The organism is Bradyrhizobium sp. WYCCWR 12699, from assembly GCF_032144035.1.
Lineage (GTDB): Bacteria > Pseudomonadota > Alphaproteobacteria > Rhizobiales > Xanthobacteraceae > Bradyrhizobium.
Genome location: NZ_JAVTJN010000030.1, coordinates 211,113 through 227,135, shown reverse-complemented (window position 1 = coordinate 227,135; position 16,023 = coordinate 211,113). Strand labels below are relative to the sequence as shown.

The following is a 16,023-nucleotide window of genomic DNA, read 5'->3' as shown; positions in this document are numbered from 1 at the left end:
CATCAGACCCCGAGAAGCAATTCCTCTAGATCAATTCCGATAATACGAATTTTTGCTTGTGCCGTCGGGCAAAACAGTGGTTCATAAGGCGCTGGTCCTCGCAGATACCGGAGCCGGCCCGATGGCAAATGACGTCGACACCTCCTCGGAACTGTCCAAGATTGCGAAACTGAACGGTGACTTCCGAAGGAACTACGGCACTCTCATCGGAGCGATTTTGTATCTCCGCACCGTGAGCGCCGCCCGCCGAAGCCCTTGGCTTTGGGCCGGCCTGGTTTCGATTGCTTTTTCGGCGATGCTGAACTGGTTGGGTCGGCACGGTTGGTTTTTGCCAGCGTTGCTTTGATGGCCGCGAACAGTGCCCCCCTTTCCCGGTAAAGCGCCCCGCGATGGCGACGAAGGGAGCCTGACGCGAGCCAGACGTAGCGTCCCGACCTCAACGAGGCAGGCAGTAGAGCGTAATCCTCGATCTCGCGATTTGCCGCATCCAACCGCATCACGGCAAGCAGGCCCGATGAAATCTGCCTTCGATAGGCCTTCCATTGCGCAGCGTGATCCTCTCCCCGTCGCGCCAGCCGTCGCGCGACGAGAAACGAAACTACCCGCCGGCCTTCGACATCGACGCCGATCCCGTCCGGAGCGAGCTCCGGCCGAAGTCCAAGGTCGTTTCGCAACACCTCCGCGAGCTCGGTTGCGTGCCTCGCCTGTTCGGAGGCCCAATGCTCTCGGGTGTCGATCCAATCGCAATCCCGCGGCGACTTGTATCCGATCAGCGCGTAGGCTTTCCGCAGCGAGCCGAAATGCTTCACGTACGACGAGACGTGATTGAGACCAAGCGTCGTGTTGATGATGTGCGAATTGAGCTTTCCACGGCGGCGTAGCGTGAGACGAAGGCGCACCAGCATCTCATCTTCTGGAATCTCCACACGCCGTTCGGCCAGCAGTTTCTGGGCTCGAGCGAAGATGCTAGGGTCCACGATAGGCTCGATAGCCGCTGCGCCTCGGACCCATGCGTGATCCGGATTCTTGACGAGCTTCTGTCCCAGACGTCGCGAGGTGCTATTGTAGATGGTCTTGCCGATGTAGTTCTCGTTCGCGAGGATGGTCGGGATCATGCCGTCGGTCCACGGCCGACCGTTGTGATTGGCGATGCCGGCATCGTTCAGTTGGCGCCGGATGTCGCTGTAGGATTTCCGGTCGTTGACGAACTGATCAAAAATGATCCGGACCACGGCTGCCTCCTCACCGGAGCCGGGCTGTAGTCGAACGCGATCCGATTGCAAAGCCTTAAACTGGCCCTTTTCGAGGAAGCCCTTCGGATGCTCGCTCTCGTCGACCATCAGGCGCCGGAGGCCGTAGCCCACGGGAGCGCCGACGCGGTACCCCAGGCTTACGACTCGGCAGTGTCCAGCGTGCACCTTGACCGAGAGTTCCCGGCTCCACTCTGCGGCCATGCCGCGCTTCAGACTCTTGGCGATACCGGAAACGAAGGTGCGGTCGTTTTTGAAGAGCTCCGCGCAGTATTCGACTTGGACGCCGCTCCGCTTGCACAGGAATTCGTAATAGGCACTCTCGTCGACGTCCTGGAAGCGGCCCCAGCGACTGACGTCGTAGACGAGGATGTGGTCGAAGTCGGCTTGTCCCGACTGAACGTCGTCGATCAGCTCGATGAGACCAGGCCGCCCCTTGATCCGGAGACCGCTGCGGCCTTCGTCGGCATAAGTGCGGACGATCGTGAGAGTGTTCGCCTCATAGCTGGCAATGGCTGCGAGCTGGTTCTTGATCGAGTAGCGCTGAAGCTCCCTCGACATTCGGACGTACTGCGCTGCCCGGCGCGTTCGGGTCCGCCTCGCCAGGCTCGTCCCTTTGGGGACAATAAGCCAATTACCCATGCACCTCTCCCACGACTTAGAGGTACCCGTGTCAGCCAATACACCCTCTGCGTTCTGGATGGCAATCCCGGTCCGAACTGCCGAGAGCCGGCACCCTGGGGCAGCCGCTGCACCCGGTTGTGCACAGCGCCGCGGGAACACGCGGACAAATGCCCAGCTCTGCCGATTGCGAATCCCTGACCCGTGCTAACCGCCCGGAACGAGCGGGCGGGCGGAAGGATTCGTACCGGCAGGAGCTATCTCGATGCTGATGACGAAGGAAAGACGGCCGGCGATCCGGACGCTGCGCGGCTGGGCGATCCACGTGCTGCAGGAAGCCGGTGCCATCCATGAATGCGAGGAGCACGGCTGGGCGAAGGAGCGGGCCGACCCGCATGCGCGGGAAATCGCCTTCGACATCGCAAAGCAGGATCCGCCGTTCGGCCTGTCCGCGGACGAAGCGGTCGCAGAGATCAGGGAGGTGCTCGCCTCGGTCGGCGACACTTGCCCGGAATGTCTGCCCGGGGTCGGCTGACCAGCGCGTCGCCGACTACAAGACCCGCATCCGGAACGATCGGGCCGGAGGGCTAACCGCCGGAACTTTTTCGCGGCTCGCCAATTCGCTGGTTTTGGATCCTTGAAAGCCCAATCGGCCAAGTGTCGTCTCGGCCGATGTAGCGCAGGGGAGGGTAGTGCCGTGCAGAAAAGGCGTCGTTTCAAGCAGTCTACATCTTTGCAGGATCGGCTCGCATCTTTCGCCAAACAGGTCAGCGACCAGGCATCAAATCTCCCGCCCGGTCCCGATCGGGAGGTCCTGCTAAGGAAGGCACGTCAGGCCGAAAATGCTTCTCGGCTGGACGGTTTGGTTGCGGCAAGCAATAGCCAAGAGGACCGGGGTCCCGCAGTCGCGCCGCCCAAGGATGGACGGGATGAGCTATGACCCAGATCGACGAGCGAACCATGGCGAATCTTGACGTCGTGCTGGAGGAGATCTGCCGCTCGCTGCCTCATGGCGGCGATCATGAACTGCGGAAGGCCACAGCTCAGAAACTTCTCGACAGCGCGCTGCAGGGAAACAGGACTCTCGGCGAGTTGACCGACGTCGCGAGGGCCGCTCTGGCAGAGATGACAAAGAGGTCCGCTTAGCAGTCGACCCGTGGGCGAACGAGCGTGCGGCAACCCCGACGGCCGCAGGTCTCGGATCGCATCGCATGGAACCATGGAACTCCAATCGCGTTTGGGGAGGGGGCCGGGGGCGTTCATATGCGTGGTTTAAGAATTTCAGGCCATGCGACATCGATCGCATGAAGGGATATTTGCCTAGCTTTGCGGTCCGCCCGCAACGGATCCGAACCTATCTCGGACTGTTCGCGCTTGCGCTGGTCCTGCCGCTGCTCCTCGTCGCGTTCATCGGTTTGAACCGGATGGCCGCAATCGAGCAGGCTCAGATCGAGCGCAGGGTCATGCAAGTCGCCCAAAACCTCCGGTTCGTCGTGGACCGAGAGCTCGATCGCTCGCTCATCACTCTGGAGACCCTGGTGACCTCTTCCGAGCTTCGAAGCGGTGATCTCGACGCGTTCCACCGCCAGGCGGTACTGGCGTTGAAGCCTACGAAAGCCGCGATCGTCCTGATCGACACGTCCTATCGGCAGCTTGTCGACACGCTCAAGGATTACGGGGCGGACCTTCCGCCGACGTCGGATCCAGTGACCGCGCAACGGGTGATCGACAGCGGGAAGGCGCAGATATCGAATTTGTTCAAAGGGTCCGTGAACGGCCTGCCGGTGTTTAATGTGGAAGTCCCGGTCTTCGGCGGCGACAACCGCGTGCGCTACGTCCTCATCATGTCGTTTCAGGCCGCCTACATCGCCGATGTATTGAAAGAGGTTCGGCTCGACCCGGCTTGGCTTGCCGGCGTCACCGACACGAATGGCGTCGTCCTTGCACGTTCGCGGCAGCAGGACGAGTACGTCGGCAAACCACTGCCGCCGGATCTGTTCGAGCAGACCAAACGTGCGGACGGCGTCTACCCCGCAGTAAACATCGCCGGACAAAGTATCTTGCGCGCGACGGTGAGGTCGGAGCGTGCGGGCTGGTTCATATCCGCCACGGTCCCCCGGTCGCATGCAGAGGAGCCCTACGACCGAAGCGCTTTCTTTGCCGCTGTTCTTGTCGGTCTGGCTCTCATTCTCGGAGGAGGGCTCGCCTATCTGTTCGCAAGACTCATGGCGCTTCCCTTGGACCTGGCCACGCGTGCTGCCGCGTCGGTCGGTCGCGGAGAGGACGTACACGCGGCACGGACGTCGCTCCGCGAGGCGAACGTTTTGACGGAAACTCTGTCGAAGGCGTCCAAGGATTTGAACGAGCGCGCACGGCACGCGGATTTCCTGATGCGCGAACTCGCCCACCGCGCGAAGAACCAGCTTGCGGTGGTGAAGGGGATGGCTCTTCAGACCGCACGTCAGAGCGCGACGGTCGACGACTTCATCGGCCAGTTCGACCGCCGTATCCAAGGACTTGCGCAATCGCAGGACCTCCTTCTCCGGCAGAATTGGCGCGGCGCGTGGATGAACGAGCTCGTCCATGCCCATCTGGAAACGTTCGGCGCCGAGGCGCGCGCCCAGATCAGCGGGCCAGCCGCTTTCCTCGACACATCGGCAGTGCAGAACGTGGGATTCGCTCTCCACGAGCTGGCGACAAACGCCTCGAAGTACGGGGCCCTGTCGACAGACCGAGGTCGGATCGTCGTCGCGTGGAGTCTGCTTGCGGACGGCGGGGTTCGACTCGAGTGGAGTGAGCACGATGGTCCGCCGTCCGAGCGGCAGCGCGAAGGATTTGGCCACCGCGTGATCACCGAACTCGTTCCCCGCGCGCTGAACGGAGTTTCCAAGCTCGACTTTACGCCGCACGGCATCCACTGGGAGCTTACGATACCCGCCGCCCATATCGTCCGCAATTCCGGCAAACCGATTCAGGAGTGAATGTGGACGCCAAAAAATTGAAGGTGTTGATCGTCGAGGACGAGTTTTTCATCGCTCTCGACGCGGAGGACCAAGTCAGATCGTTGGGGCACACCGTGGTCGGAACGGCAGTTTCGGCCGAACAGGCGATCCAGATCGCGGGCGAGGCGCGGCCGGACATAGTGCTGATGGACATCAGGCTCCTAGGCGCCGTTGATGGGATCGCCGCGGCGCTCGAGATTCGATCTCGTTACGGCATCGAAGCCATCTTCGTAACGGCGAATACCGATCCATCGACATTGGCGAGAGCCGAAGCCATCCGACCGGTCGCAGTGCTGCAGAAGCCCTTGACCCGAGCCAGGCTTGCCGCGCACCTGGCCAAGCTGCTGACACGATGACCAATCTGGTCCGGAGCGCGCTTGCCGGCGCAATTCCCTTGAACGCCGCAGCGCGTCCTCGAGTTTTCCCTCTCGCTCTCCCACCGCGCCTCCTCGGCCTCCGTCCTCTTGTCGAGATCGAGGCGCGGGTGCGAGCCGTGGCGGATTTCTGCGAAGTCCTCGGTTCGATCGGCGGCGCGTGCCCGGAATTCCGGACTGAGGTTGCTGAACTGCACCGGTCGCTATATCGCGGTTATGCATGGATCGGACGTTCATCCTGACAGCCGAGTTGGACGAAACCAGCTTCGTCTGGTTGGACGGACTTCGCCGCGAGCATTTTCCTCCGGAGCGGAACGTCCTGCCGGCTCACCTCACGCTGTTTCACCGTCTGTCGTCGGCGCAGACAGGGCGCCTGCAGGTCATGGAGCTTCCGGCCGCTCCCGTGCCCATCGTGTTCGACGCTACCTTCCTGCTCGGGTTCGGCGTCGCCGTCCGGATCAAATCTTCGGAGCTCGACCGGTTAAGGGCGAGAGCTCGCGACGTCATGGGCGGCGCATTCTCGCGGCAAGACAGCCAGTCCTGGCGGCCACATGTCACGATACAGAACAAGGTGGCCCCGGATGCTGCGCGCCAGCTGCATCGAGCACTCGAACGCGAGTTTGCTCCGCGCCCGGGTTCGGTCACGGGCCTGCTTATCTGGGAGTATCTCGGTGGCCCATGGAAACCGGTCCGGCGGCTGCCTCTGGCCTGATTGGAACCAGAACGTCCTTCGGGAATTATGACGGCGTTGCAGTACGATCCAATTATATTCCGAGCATCATCTTACCGGTAAATCGCAATGGGGGCGGCTCCTCTCCGACCGATCGGTTTTCCCGACACGCCTCTGGGCGACCATTATCGGGACGCGGTCTGGGCGACATCACCCCTGGGGCCGCCTCACTGCTGGTCCCCGAGCCTCGCGACCACCGTAGCCATGATGCTGGGGGCGGACGCGCAGATCGTCCTGTTCTGGGGTCCGGAATTCGTCGCCCTCTACAACGACGCGTACGCGCCCACCATCGGTGACAAACACCCGAAGGCGCTGGGGCGCCCCGCTCGGGAGAACTGGGCGGAGCTCTGGGACGATCTGGAGCCGCTGCTGCGGGGGGTCCGGGAGACCGGCAAGACCTTTTCGGCCAAGGACCGACCCTTCTACATCGAGCGTCGCGGCTTCGGAGAGACGGTGTATTTCGACGTTTCCTATTCTGCCGTGCCCGAGGCGGATGGCGGCGTCGGGGGCGTGCTCTGCATCGTTTCCGAGACCACCGAGCGCGTGCGCGCGGAAGCAGCCCTGCGCGAACTCAACGGGACCCTCGAGCAGAAAGTCGCCGAACGTACTCGCGAGCTCGAGGTCGTCCACGCAGCCTTACGCCAAGCGCAGAAGATGGAAGCGGTCGGGCGACTGACCGGGGGGATCGCGCACGACTTTAACAATCTCCTGCAAGGCATCACCGGTAGTCTCGATCTCATCAGCCGGAAGCCGGACGACCCTGGCCGCGTGAGCCGCTGGGCAGGCGCAGGCCTGAAGGCCGCAGAGAGGGGAGCCCGGCTCGCAAGCCAGTTGCTCTCCTTCTCGCGGACCCAGAAGCTGGAGATCGCACCGATCGACATCTCGAAGGCGGTCGACGGATTCGTGGACATGCTGCGCCGAAGCATCGGGCCGACCATTCAAATCCGCACCGATCTCAAGACCGATGGACTGCGCGTCGAGGGCGACCAGGTCCAACTCGAAATGGCGGTGCTGAACCTCGCCTTGAACGCCAGAGACGCGATGCCGAACGGCGGTGAAATTCTCATCACCACCAGGCTGCGCCCTCTGCAAGGCGATGCCGAGCTTCCGGACGGTGACTACGTGGAGCTGGCGGTCAAGGACTTCGGCACCGGCATGACGCCCGAAGTCGCCGAGCGGGCCTTCGAACCCTTCTTCACCACCAAGGAGACCGGCAAAGGCACGGGCCTCGGGCTGAGTCAGGTATACGGCACGCTGCACCAGTCCGGCGGCACAGTACGGATCGACAGCACCCCAGGCGCCGGCACGACGGTCCGGCTCTATCTCCGCAGGACCGACGGACGATCCCGCGACGAGCAACAACCGAGACTCCCGGCGGCCGGCGAGGCCCCGCAGGCGACGGTTCTCGTCGTGGACGACGATCCCGACGTCCGCGCCTTCCTGAAGGACTCGCTGGATAGTCTGGGGTACGAACCGATCGTCGCCGATGACGGCGCTGCCGCGCTCCGGACATTGGAGAGGGTCATTCCCGATGTCTTGATCCTGGACTTTGCGATGCCCGGAATGAACGGAGCGGAAGTGGCCAGGCAGGCCCGCGAGCGTCTGCCTGAACTGCCGATCATCTTCGCGAGCGGCTATTCCGAAAGCGCCGCCGTCAGTTCGGTCCAGGGGGAGCGGTCGCGGATCCTACACAAGCCGTTCAGAGTGGCCGACCTGCAGGCGGCCATCGCCGAACTCTTGAAGAGTGCCGCCGGACGGTCATAATGCTTTGCCGTGAGCCGCCGCAAACCACGCTAGACCGCCATGCAGGATATCCAGCTGCATCTCGAAAAGCTTCGAATCCAGCTTGTGGAGTGCGAGATGATCCGGGATCTCGCCACTGCCCCAAGAAGCGCGAGCTCTTTGGCCGTCTCGCCCAGCACTTCAAGGTACTGATAGGAGAGCTGGAGAAAGCCATGGCTTCAAATCCGCCAACCGACTAGCGTCCTCCCGGACCTCGGGTCGGCGGCAAAATTCAGAATTGCTCCATCTGCCGCTCGATCCCGGTACCAGTATTCCGCTGACGAGATTGTTCGGCTCTGCAAGTGAACTCGAAGACCACGCGTTTGCCGTCGCGGACTGTCCCTGCACCAGGTGCCTCCCGGCCAGAGCGAATGCTCGATGCTCAGGGTCTGCGATAACGCCTCCTGGCAGGCCGCAGCGTCGTCGGTCGGCTGCTCGCCCACCTCGTCCCGGACGAGGCGCCCTGATCGATCGGTCGCATCGAAAAAGAAGCGGGGCATGGCGCGCGGCGCATACGGTCAAGGCGGCGTTCATCGGTTCGTCAAACCTGTAGCGCGGCTGTGACAGGCCGGCGTTTGAACCGACGTTCGACCTGCACGCCGGAGGCGGTGCGCGACCGCAGCGGAGCCCGCATCGCCTTCCACTCTGCGACCTGCCGTTGTAGTTCGCGTGCGACATCCGGCTCGATGGCTTCAGGCTTGTCTTGCGACAGATCCGTCATCTGCATTTTCTCCCCTGTCTTAGGCAGCAGCGCGGTCGACCGGCCTCAGGCGCATAGGCTTGCCGCCGGGCGGATTGCGAGGACTACCGTCTAACGCACAAAGCGCCTCCAAGATCTCGTCGATCGTAACGGGGGCCCTCAAACCCTCGGGCGCCCGCAGCGACGGGCAGGACGCGATGGCGGAGGCGTCGGAGGCCCACGATGCCAGGATAGCCCTCTTCTCGGAGAAAGTGAGCGTGGGATGCGAGACCACGTCCCGCGGATGTTCGAATACCGTGCCTGGATGCAGGACGGCGTTGAGATCGATGACGTTGTCGTCGCGTGCGGTCGTCGGCCGCATGGCTGGCTCCATTTCTGAAGACGAGTTAGGAGGAGGCCGCGCGGGACAAACCGCGCGGCCGGCGACTCCAAGCGCCTGTGTCCGGTCAGGCGGCTTTAGATTCGATCTGAGTCACGTTGCTCGGCACGGCGCCGCCGATTGCGATGCGGCGGGGCTTCTTCGCTTCGGGAATCTCCCGCTGCAGGTCGATGACCAGCAGGCCGTTCTCGAACGCTGCGCCCTTGACCTCGACGTGGTCGGCGAGCGTGAACTGGCGCTTGAAGTTGCGGGCCGAGATGCCGCGATGCAGGAAGGTACGCTCTTCCCTGTCGTTCTTGCGGCTCTCCAGCGTAAGGATGTTCTGCTCGACCGTCAGATCGACTTCATCCGGTTTGAAACCGGCGAGCGCGACGGAGATCTGGAAGCGGTTCTCGTCGAGGCGTTCGATGTTGTAGGGGGGATAGCTTTCCTCGCCCACGCGCTGGGCGGCTTCGGCGAGATCGAAAAGACGGTCGAAGCCGATGGCCGACCGGAACAAGGGCGAAAAATCTACAGTGCGCATAGCCAGATCCTCCAAGGAGCAAAATGGTTGAGCGGCACCGGACACGACCGGTGCCCGTCTCGAGTGGCGGGACCCTGACGGCATCCCGGTCGCCATGATGGCGACGACGAAAAAATTACGAATCTCGAAAAAAGTTTCAAGGGGCCGACGCAAAAAATTCGCCCCAGGATTCGGGACGGTTAATGGGGAATTGCCGGCCTATTCCCGGGCGCGGTGCAGGGCGTCCCTGAGCTTCTCCCTTTCACCTTCCCATCGCGCATCCTCGGCCTCGACGCGCTTCTCGACGTCGCACCGCTCCGCTTCCAGATGTTCCGATCGTTCGTCGTGCTCCCGCTGCGCGGCGTCCAGCGCAGCCTGCGCCTTCGCGATCGCCTTCTCGCGCCTAGCCGCTCCTGCTCCCGGGCCGCCTCTTCCTTGCGGCGCTCAGCATCGCGCCGCCTCTGCTCCCGCTCGAACTGCGCGGCCGCCTTGCGCGGATCCTTGACGCTGATGTTGGGAGCGGTTCGTCGCCTCGGCTCCGGACGACGGCTTTTCTTCGGCTTGGTCGGTCCGGCAGGTCGGCGTGCTCGGCAAACGGCCCGCTCGATCCGGCCGGCCGCTTCAACACCACGCCGGGCTTCGCCATGGCCGCCGCGACGACGTCCGGATCGTCGGTCTCCTTGGCAAAGCCTTGGTGGAAAGAGATTGCTGCCGGCGCCCCACGCTTCCAGCGCGGCCTTCATGGACGGCGCCGCGATCGCGAGATCTAGAACCCGAGCGAGGTCTGGTAGGTCTTCAGCTTGCGCGCCATGGGCGTCTACTTTGCGAGGAGCGAACCCGCGAAGCAGGCCAGCAATGTTGCCGGCCCGGGGCGGACTTCGGCGCAACCGGCCTGCCACAGCGCTGCTTCGGTAAACCCGCCGCAAAGCACGCCGATCGTCCGGATGCCGGCTTTGCCCGCCGCCTCGGCATCGTAGGGGGTGTCGCCGACCGCGACGGCATCTGCGCCTCCGATCCCGAGCTTGCCCAGAGCGACCTCGAAGATGTCGGGGGCCGGCTTGGATCCCTTTGCATCATCCGAACTGGTGGTGACATCGACCAGGTCGGCGATGCCGGCGATCTCCAGGTACTTTTCGAGCTCGTCCTTCTTGGCGGAGGACGCGACGGCGATGCGGAGCCCGGCATCGTGCACGCGCCGCAGCAGATCCGGTACCGCGGAGAAGGGACGCACCAGCGGCAGGTATTCGCTCTTGAAGCGCTTGCCGCGCCATTCCTCCATCTCGCTGCCGTGGTCGCGCTGCGCCTCGGCCGTGAGGAAATGCGGAATCAGCTTATCGCCGCCCTGGCCGATCTGGCTTCTCGCCTGCTCGAAGCTGACGTCGTGACCGAACTTCACCATGGCTTCGTGCCAGGCGAGAGCGTGGAGATCGACGGAGTCGAGAAGGGTCCCGTCCACGTCGAAGATGGCGGCTCTGGGCATTCAGGATCCTCCCGGGCGGGACCGCCCTGTCTTCGCGTACCAGTCGGCGTAGATCGTATTCTTCGCCATGTGGCGGTTGAGGTCGGGCGAACCATCGCCCGACCAGACGGGGCCCCGCTCGCCGAGCGCCGTCTTGGCATCGTTCACGGCATGATGGGCGACCGCTTCGGCCTTCGGATCTTGCTGCGCCTTGGCGTCCCGGACAGCCCGCCTGGCTGTCATGAGTCGCTTTGTCAGCTTCGATCTCTGCGCCTCATCAAGGCCCGGGTTGGCCATCCGCCAAAGCCGGCCGCGGACGACGAAGTAGCGGCCGTCCGGTGTCACCGGATACTTCACGCCGACTTTCGCCGGGCCCCTGTGGCCGGCTTCTTCGCGGCCGCTTCCTTCGCGGGCTTCTTGCCCGCGATCGGCATCAGCATTTCTTTCTGGCCAGCCGCCGCCTTCTTCGATTTCTTGGCCGGTTTCTTCGAAGCCGGCGGCGAGGCTGCAGCACCACCGACGCTCTTGCGCAGCGCGTCCATCAGGTCGACGACGTTCTCGCCGCGCGGACGTTCCTTCGGCGTAATCGGTTTGCCTGCGCGCTTCTGGTTGATGAGATCGACCAGGGCGGTTTCGTACTGATCCTCGAATTTGTCAGGTTCGAAATTGCCGGCCTTCTGCTCGACGATGTGCCGAGCGAGATCGAGCATGTCCTTGGTGACTTTGACGTCATCGATCTCGTCGAAATACTGCTTCGGGTCGCGCACTTCGTAGGGGTAGCGCAGCAGCGTCCCCATCAGGCCTTTCTCCAGGGGCTCAAGCGCGATGATGTGCTCGCGGTTGGTCAGGACGACCCGTCCGATCGCGACCTTGTCCATCTCCCGAATGGTCTCGCGGATCACCGCGAAGGCGTCGTGACCGACCTTGCCGTCCGGACGCAGATAGTAGGGGCGGATGAGGTAGCGCGGATCGATGTCGGTCTTGTCGACGAACTCGTCGATCTCGATGGTGCGAGTGGATTCCAGGGCGACGTTTTCGAGTTCTTCTTTGGTGACCTCGATGAAGGTGTCGGTGTCGACCTTGTAGCCCTTCACGATGTCCTCGTTCGGGACCTCGTCGCCGGTGTCGGCGTCCACTTTGAGATACTTGATCCGGTGGCCGGTCGCGCGGTTTAGCTGGTTGAACGAGATCTTCTCGCTCTCCGAGGTCGCCGGATACAGCGCCACCGGGCAAGTGACGAGCGAGAGGCGCAGGAAGCCTTTCCAATTGGCGCGGGGGGCCATGAACGCGATACTCCGGAGGGACGGTGCTGGATTCAAGACGAACGGAGCCTACCGGTTCCGACATGCTCGGGGTTCGCCAACAGGAAAATTGGCCATCTGCCCGCAGCGCCCCCGGGCACGTTCGAAAACGTCGTGAATCGCTTGTTTTCCAGGTACCTCGTGGAGCTTTTGGCCGGTATTGTGCACCCATGGACGCCCTGACCCAGCCCCTCAGATGCGGGCAAACTCTGAACCCGGCGGACTTGGCCGCAATGGCCGACGCGTTGGCTCAATCGACCGATTACAGGGTCCTTCGACGCCTGATCCCCCGGTCTCCCTACACGCCGGACGCCGGGCAGGAGGTCAGGACCGGCATTCTGCTCGATACGGAGACAACCGGCCTCGACCACGTGAAAGACGAGATCATCGAGCTCGGGATGGTCAAGTTCGACTACACGCCGGAGGGGCGGATCGTCGGCGTCAGAGACACGTTCTCCGCTTTCAACGAACCGAGTGCGCCGATCACCGCGGAAGTGACGGCACTGACCGGGATCACCAACGAAGTGGTTGCCGGTCAAAAATTCGACGATGGCGCCGTCACGACCTTCGCCGAAAGCGGGGTCATTACGATCGCGCATAACAGCTCTTTCGACAGAAGGTTCGTCGAGCGCTAATGGCCCGTGTTCGAGCACAAGGCCTGGGGCTGCAGCATGAGCGAGATCGACTGGCGCAAACACGGCTTCGCGGGAGCGCAACTCGGCTATCTGCTGAACGGTGCCGGTTTCTTCCATCAGGCGCACCGGGCAGTCGACGATTGCCACGCCTTGCTGGAGGTTCTCGCTCTCGAATTGCCGCCGACTGGCTCGTCCGCACTGGCGCTCCTGCTGGAGACCGCCCGCAAGCCGACGATGCGGGTCTGGGCGGAGCAGACCGCGTTCGAGCTCAAGGACTCGCTGAAACGCAGGGGCTATCGCTGGAACGACGGCAGCGACGGCAGGGCAAAGTCCTGGTTCAGAGACGTCGACGAGAGCGCGCTCGACGATGAGATCGCGTTCCTCCGGACCGAGATCTACATGCAGGACGTCGAGCCCAACGTGCAAAGGCTGACCGCCTTCACCCGGTTCTCCAGCCGCATCTAACGACCGTTCCGGCTGACGAGAGCTCAGTCCGCCGGTGGCTTCAGCGGGCTATCCACCCACTTGCGAGCGGCAGGGTCGTGCAAAGGATCGTTGTCGCAAACCGGACAGACATAGCGCTCCCTGCCGGGGTCCGCATCGTTCTTGACGACCTTCATGGGCCTTCCGCAGGCCGGACACGCCTTCCGGATCGGGTGCAGCACAGTCATGTCGAATTTTCCTGCCGCCGGCAGCTTAGGCCTGCCTGAGGCGTCGGTACAAGGCGTGTTGGAAAGTTTTCAGACCTCCGCGCCTACGCCGCTTGACTCCCCGAGTGCAGGCCACTCAAATTTGACGAGTGATGTCGTGGGGAGCGCCATGGAGCAGGAATTCTATCGGGGTCTCGCGCACCGGGTCCGGACCATTGCCGAAAGAGCCGACCCATTCACCCGGCGACGCCTCCTCGACCTGGCGAAGCGGTATGATGCGAAGGGCGGCCAGGCATTGCGATCCTCCCCGCCCGAGCGCCCGCTTCCCCTGCCTCGCACGACGCCTCCAACCTCAATCTTCTCCGGGCCCGGCGAGGCCTGACACGCGAACAGCGGAGCGGCCGGTCAGGACCTACCGCCCGAGACGCTTCTCGACCCGCTTGCGGCTGTTGCCGACCTTCTTGACGGCCTTCTTCACGGCCGATGCGGAGCGGCCGGTCTTCTTCGCTTCGTAGCGGACTTCGTAGTCCTGTCCCTTCGCGACGCGTGCCCGGTCCTGCTTGCGTCCACGTGCGGTCTTCTTCTTCGCTGCCGCCATCGGCTCCTCCTCTTGCGAATGTTCGATGAGGTGCAACGCCGCAAGGAATCGCGAGTTCCCAGCCGGCTTCGCTGCGACGCTTCAGTGACTGCAAGGATGGCTCGGAACGATGGGCGCCCACCCGTTAAGCAAAAGGCCGTCCCAGGAAATGACGCCTTCATCCCATTTCGACGCGTGCTCGTGGTACATCGAAGCCCACTGAGCGCTCCATTCGATGATCTGGTCGTTCAGACCATCGCGAACGCGGCACGGCATATCGGGATCGAACGTGTCCATCGGGTTCATGCCGGATGTCCTGGATCGACGTCCCTTCACCGACCGAGATCTTCGCTCTGGACGTCGTCCGGGGATCGTCTCACTCCATCCGAGCCTTGTCTTTCAGATCGCGGATCCGGATTTCGGCTTCTTCCTTCGAAGTCACGATCTCCGATTCGTCCGGCACGCGGGCGATTGCACTGAGCCGCTTGAGCTCGTCGAGTTGTTCTGTTGTGGGCTTTTCCATCTTCGAATCCTTGAGGGCCTGCACGACAGTTTCGTCGTCGAGCACACTGAGCAGCTTGTTTATGGTTTGCTCGCAATCTCTGGGGCCGGGCTCGACATACCGGGCCAAGATGCCTTGTGCGTCTTCCAAGGCCTTCGCAACTCGCCTTTCCGGATCCATGCCGGTACTCCACATACTCCGCAGGAAAACGCGGCTATGATCGGCGCGTTCCTTTGCTCAGCCCTTTGAACGAGCTGGCCCGCAGCAGACCTTCGGTGGTGATGTCGCGGTACTCGATATCGGCATAGAACTTGGGTTCGACCCAAGTGGCCTTCGGCTTTCTGATGGCCTTGGTCAGCTTTTGCTTCGGGCTTACCACGGTGTCGAGCGCCTTGCGGATCTGCGCCGAGGTGGTTCGGCTCCATCCGGTCCCGACCTTTCCCATGTAGACCAGATCCTTGCCTTCCTTCTTGCCCAAATAAAGCGCGGCCACACCGGATGGGTCCTTGATGAAGCCGACTACGGGAAACTTGCCCTTCTGAATGACTTTGATCTTCTGCCAAGCCTCGACCCGATCCGATCGGTATGGTGCGTCCACCCGCTTGGAGACGATGCCTTCGTAATTCAGCTTGGTCGCTGCGGCGAACAGTGCCTGGCCGTCCCCTTCGTGGTGCTCGCTATAGAGGACGGGCTCTCTGAGGTCGTGCTCCTCGATCAGATCCTTGAGCAGCCTCTTCCGCTCGATCTGCGGCTCCTTGCGCAGATCTCTGCCATCCAGCCACAGCAAATCGAAAGCGAAGTAGACCAGTCGATCCTGATCGCCTCTGCCGAGGTCTGCCTGCAGCTCGGAGAAGTTCGTGCGCCCATCATGGATAACGACAACCTCGCCGTCGACGATGGCCTGTCCTTCGATATCGAAGGCACCCGCAATCCTTGAGAACTTGCTGATCCAGTTGTAGCCGTTACGGGTGTAGGCCCGCCGGTCGTCACCGTCGATCCGGAGCTGGATCCGGTAGCCGTCGTATTTGACTTCGTGAATCCATTGGGATCCCGAAGGTGCCTTGATCTTCAGGGTCGCCAACTGGGGTCCGATGAACCCCGGCATGGGAGGGACCTCCGGCACTTCGGCCCGAGGCGCCTTTGTACGCTTTGCCACGCTACTCAACTCACAAAAAACCCGCCGCCGGGTTGGGGCCGACGGCGGGCAGTCTACCTACCTCAATCAACGAGTCTCGCAACTTCGAAGGCGGCGAGGAGTTCCAGGGACAGCACTTTTCGCGTGTTTGCGCAAAGCTGCGACGGGCGATCAAGTCCTCGCAGCGTCCATCGAACTCCCGGCGAGAGCCCGCGTTTACTGACATCATGTCAGACGCATTCGACTATTTCCGCGCCTACGCCGTCCGGGCTCTCTGCAGAGCGAGATCCATGCCGCGGGGCAAGATGAAGCATCTGCAACTGGTGGCCGGCCGGATCTACAATCTCCTCAAGAAGGAGGCTGCCTACGGCCCCAATGTCCAACACCTTGATGACTTTCGTGCAGCCCAGAAGCTCGAGGCCTC

General features: G+C 62.7%; 19 protein-coding genes and 2 pseudogenes. 8 read left to right on the top strand and 13 right to left on the bottom strand.

Features of this window, described 5'->3' with window-relative positions; genetic code table 11:
• Positions 1–203: 203 nt before the first annotated feature.
• Positions 204–1,892 (bottom strand): recombinase family protein, encoded by a 1,689-nt coding sequence (locus RPS27_RS11905; protein ID WP_313754017.1) that lies wholly within the window; start codon positions 1,890–1,892, stop codon positions 204–206.
• A 244-nt stretch (positions 1,893–2,136) separates the two neighbouring features.
• Between RPS27_RS11905 and RPS27_RS11900 the strand changes: the two genes are divergently transcribed.
• The 6 genes from RPS27_RS11900 (at position 2,137) to RPS27_RS11875 (ending at position 7,741) form a co-directional block, all read left to right on the top strand.
• Positions 2,137–2,406 carry a hypothetical protein gene (locus tag RPS27_RS11900; protein ID WP_028141975.1) on the top strand — a complete coding sequence of 90 codons (270 nt, stop codon included), beginning with the start codon at positions 2,137–2,139 and terminating at the stop codon, positions 2,404–2,406.
• A 401-nt stretch (positions 2,407–2,807) separates the two neighbouring features.
• Positions 2,808–3,017: a hypothetical protein gene (locus RPS27_RS11895; protein WP_313754016.1), complete on the top strand. Its 210-nt coding sequence runs from the start codon at positions 2,808–2,810 to the stop codon at positions 3,015–3,017.
• 158 nt (positions 3,018–3,175) lie between these two features.
• Positions 3,176–4,852, top strand: a complete 1,677-nt coding sequence (locus RPS27_RS11890; protein WP_028141974.1) for a sensor histidine kinase — start codon at positions 3,176–3,178, stop codon at positions 4,850–4,852.
• A gap of 2 nt (positions 4,853–4,854) precedes the next feature.
• Positions 4,855–5,229, top strand: coding sequence for a response regulator (locus RPS27_RS11885; protein ID WP_049801905.1), 375 nt, complete (start codon positions 4,855–4,857; stop codon positions 5,227–5,229).
• A gap of 238 nt (positions 5,230–5,467) precedes the next feature.
• Positions 5,468–5,959, top strand: a complete 492-nt coding sequence (locus tag RPS27_RS11880; RefSeq protein WP_049801904.1) for a 2'-5' RNA ligase family protein — start codon at positions 5,468–5,470, stop codon at positions 5,957–5,959.
• 222 nt (positions 5,960–6,181) lie between these two features.
• Entirely contained in the window at positions 6,182–7,741 is a 1,560-nt protein-coding gene (locus RPS27_RS11875) for a response regulator (RefSeq protein ID WP_049801903.1), read from the top strand.
• A 559-nt stretch (positions 7,742–8,300) separates the two neighbouring features.
• Here RPS27_RS11875 and RPS27_RS11870 read toward each other — a convergent pair.
• The 7 genes and pseudogenes from RPS27_RS11870 to RPS27_RS11840 form a co-directional block, all read right to left on the bottom strand.
• A complete protein-coding gene (locus tag RPS27_RS11870) occupies positions 8,301–8,480 on the bottom strand; it encodes a hypothetical protein (RefSeq protein WP_028141971.1) in 180 nt (59 codons plus the stop codon).
• A 19-nt stretch (positions 8,481–8,499) separates the two neighbouring features.
• Positions 8,500–8,820 (bottom strand): hypothetical protein, encoded by a 321-nt coding sequence (locus RPS27_RS11865; RefSeq protein ID WP_028141970.1) that lies wholly within the window; start codon positions 8,818–8,820, stop codon positions 8,500–8,502.
• An 85-nt stretch (positions 8,821–8,905) separates the two neighbouring features.
• Complete coding sequence (locus RPS27_RS11860; protein WP_028141969.1) at positions 8,906–9,361, bottom strand: Hsp20 family protein; 456 nt, start codon at positions 9,359–9,361, stop codon at positions 8,906–8,908.
• A gap of 198 nt (positions 9,362–9,559) precedes the next feature.
• Positions 9,560–10,151: pseudogene (locus RPS27_RS11855) on the bottom strand (cell envelope biogenesis protein TolA).
• Positions 10,152–10,157: 6 nt separating this feature from the next.
• On the bottom strand, positions 10,158–10,820 hold the full coding sequence (locus RPS27_RS11850) for an HAD family hydrolase (protein WP_028141968.1): 663 nt from the start codon (positions 10,818–10,820) through the stop codon (positions 10,158–10,160).
• Positions 10,821–11,156: a hypothetical protein gene (locus tag RPS27_RS11845; protein ID WP_028141967.1), complete on the bottom strand. Its 336-nt coding sequence runs from the start codon at positions 11,154–11,156 to the stop codon at positions 10,821–10,823.
• Positions 11,153–12,082: a Ku protein gene (locus RPS27_RS11840; protein ID WP_028141966.1), complete on the bottom strand. Its 930-nt coding sequence runs from the start codon at positions 12,080–12,082 to the stop codon at positions 11,153–11,155. The genes RPS27_RS11845 and RPS27_RS11840 overlap by 4 nt, the downstream gene beginning before the upstream one ends.
• 251 nt (positions 12,083–12,333) lie before the next feature.
• Between RPS27_RS11840 and RPS27_RS11835 the strand changes: the two are divergent.
• A pseudogene (locus RPS27_RS11835) lies at positions 12,334–13,200 on the top strand (3'-5' exonuclease).
• 23 nt (positions 13,201–13,223) lie between these two features.
• Here RPS27_RS11835 and RPS27_RS11830 read toward each other — a convergent pair.
• On the bottom strand, positions 13,224–13,355 hold the full coding sequence (locus RPS27_RS11830; RefSeq protein WP_312017539.1) for a hypothetical protein: 132 nt from the start codon (positions 13,353–13,355) through the stop codon (positions 13,224–13,226).
• 199 nt (positions 13,356–13,554) lie between these two features.
• Here RPS27_RS11830 and RPS27_RS11825 point away from each other — a divergent pair, with 199 nt between their 5' ends.
• Positions 13,555–13,767 (top strand): hypothetical protein, encoded by a 213-nt coding sequence (locus RPS27_RS11825; protein ID WP_028141964.1) that lies wholly within the window; start codon positions 13,555–13,557, stop codon positions 13,765–13,767.
• A gap of 30 nt (positions 13,768–13,797) precedes the next feature.
• Here the strand turns inward: RPS27_RS11825 and RPS27_RS11820 are convergent, their stop codons facing one another.
• The 4 genes from RPS27_RS11820 to ligD all read right to left on the bottom strand — a co-directional run bounded on the left by RPS27_RS11820 (position 13,798) and on the right by ligD (position 15,569).
• Positions 13,798–13,983 carry a DUF3606 domain-containing protein gene (locus RPS27_RS11820; protein ID WP_028133503.1) on the bottom strand — a complete coding sequence of 62 codons (186 nt, stop codon included), beginning with the start codon at positions 13,981–13,983 and terminating at the stop codon, positions 13,798–13,800.
• A gap of 81 nt (positions 13,984–14,064) precedes the next feature.
• Complete coding sequence (locus RPS27_RS11815; RefSeq protein ID WP_038974728.1) at positions 14,065–14,268, bottom strand: hypothetical protein; 204 nt, start codon at positions 14,266–14,268, stop codon at positions 14,065–14,067.
• Positions 14,269–14,338: 70 nt separating this feature from the next.
• Positions 14,339–14,644, bottom strand: coding sequence for a hypothetical protein (locus RPS27_RS11810; RefSeq protein ID WP_049801902.1), 306 nt, complete (start codon positions 14,642–14,644; stop codon positions 14,339–14,341).
• A gap of 34 nt (positions 14,645–14,678) precedes the next feature.
• A complete protein-coding gene (gene ligD / locus RPS27_RS11805) occupies positions 14,679–15,569 on the bottom strand; it encodes a non-homologous end-joining DNA ligase (protein WP_049801901.1) in 891 nt (296 codons plus the stop codon).
• Positions 15,570–16,023: the final 454 nt, after the last annotated feature.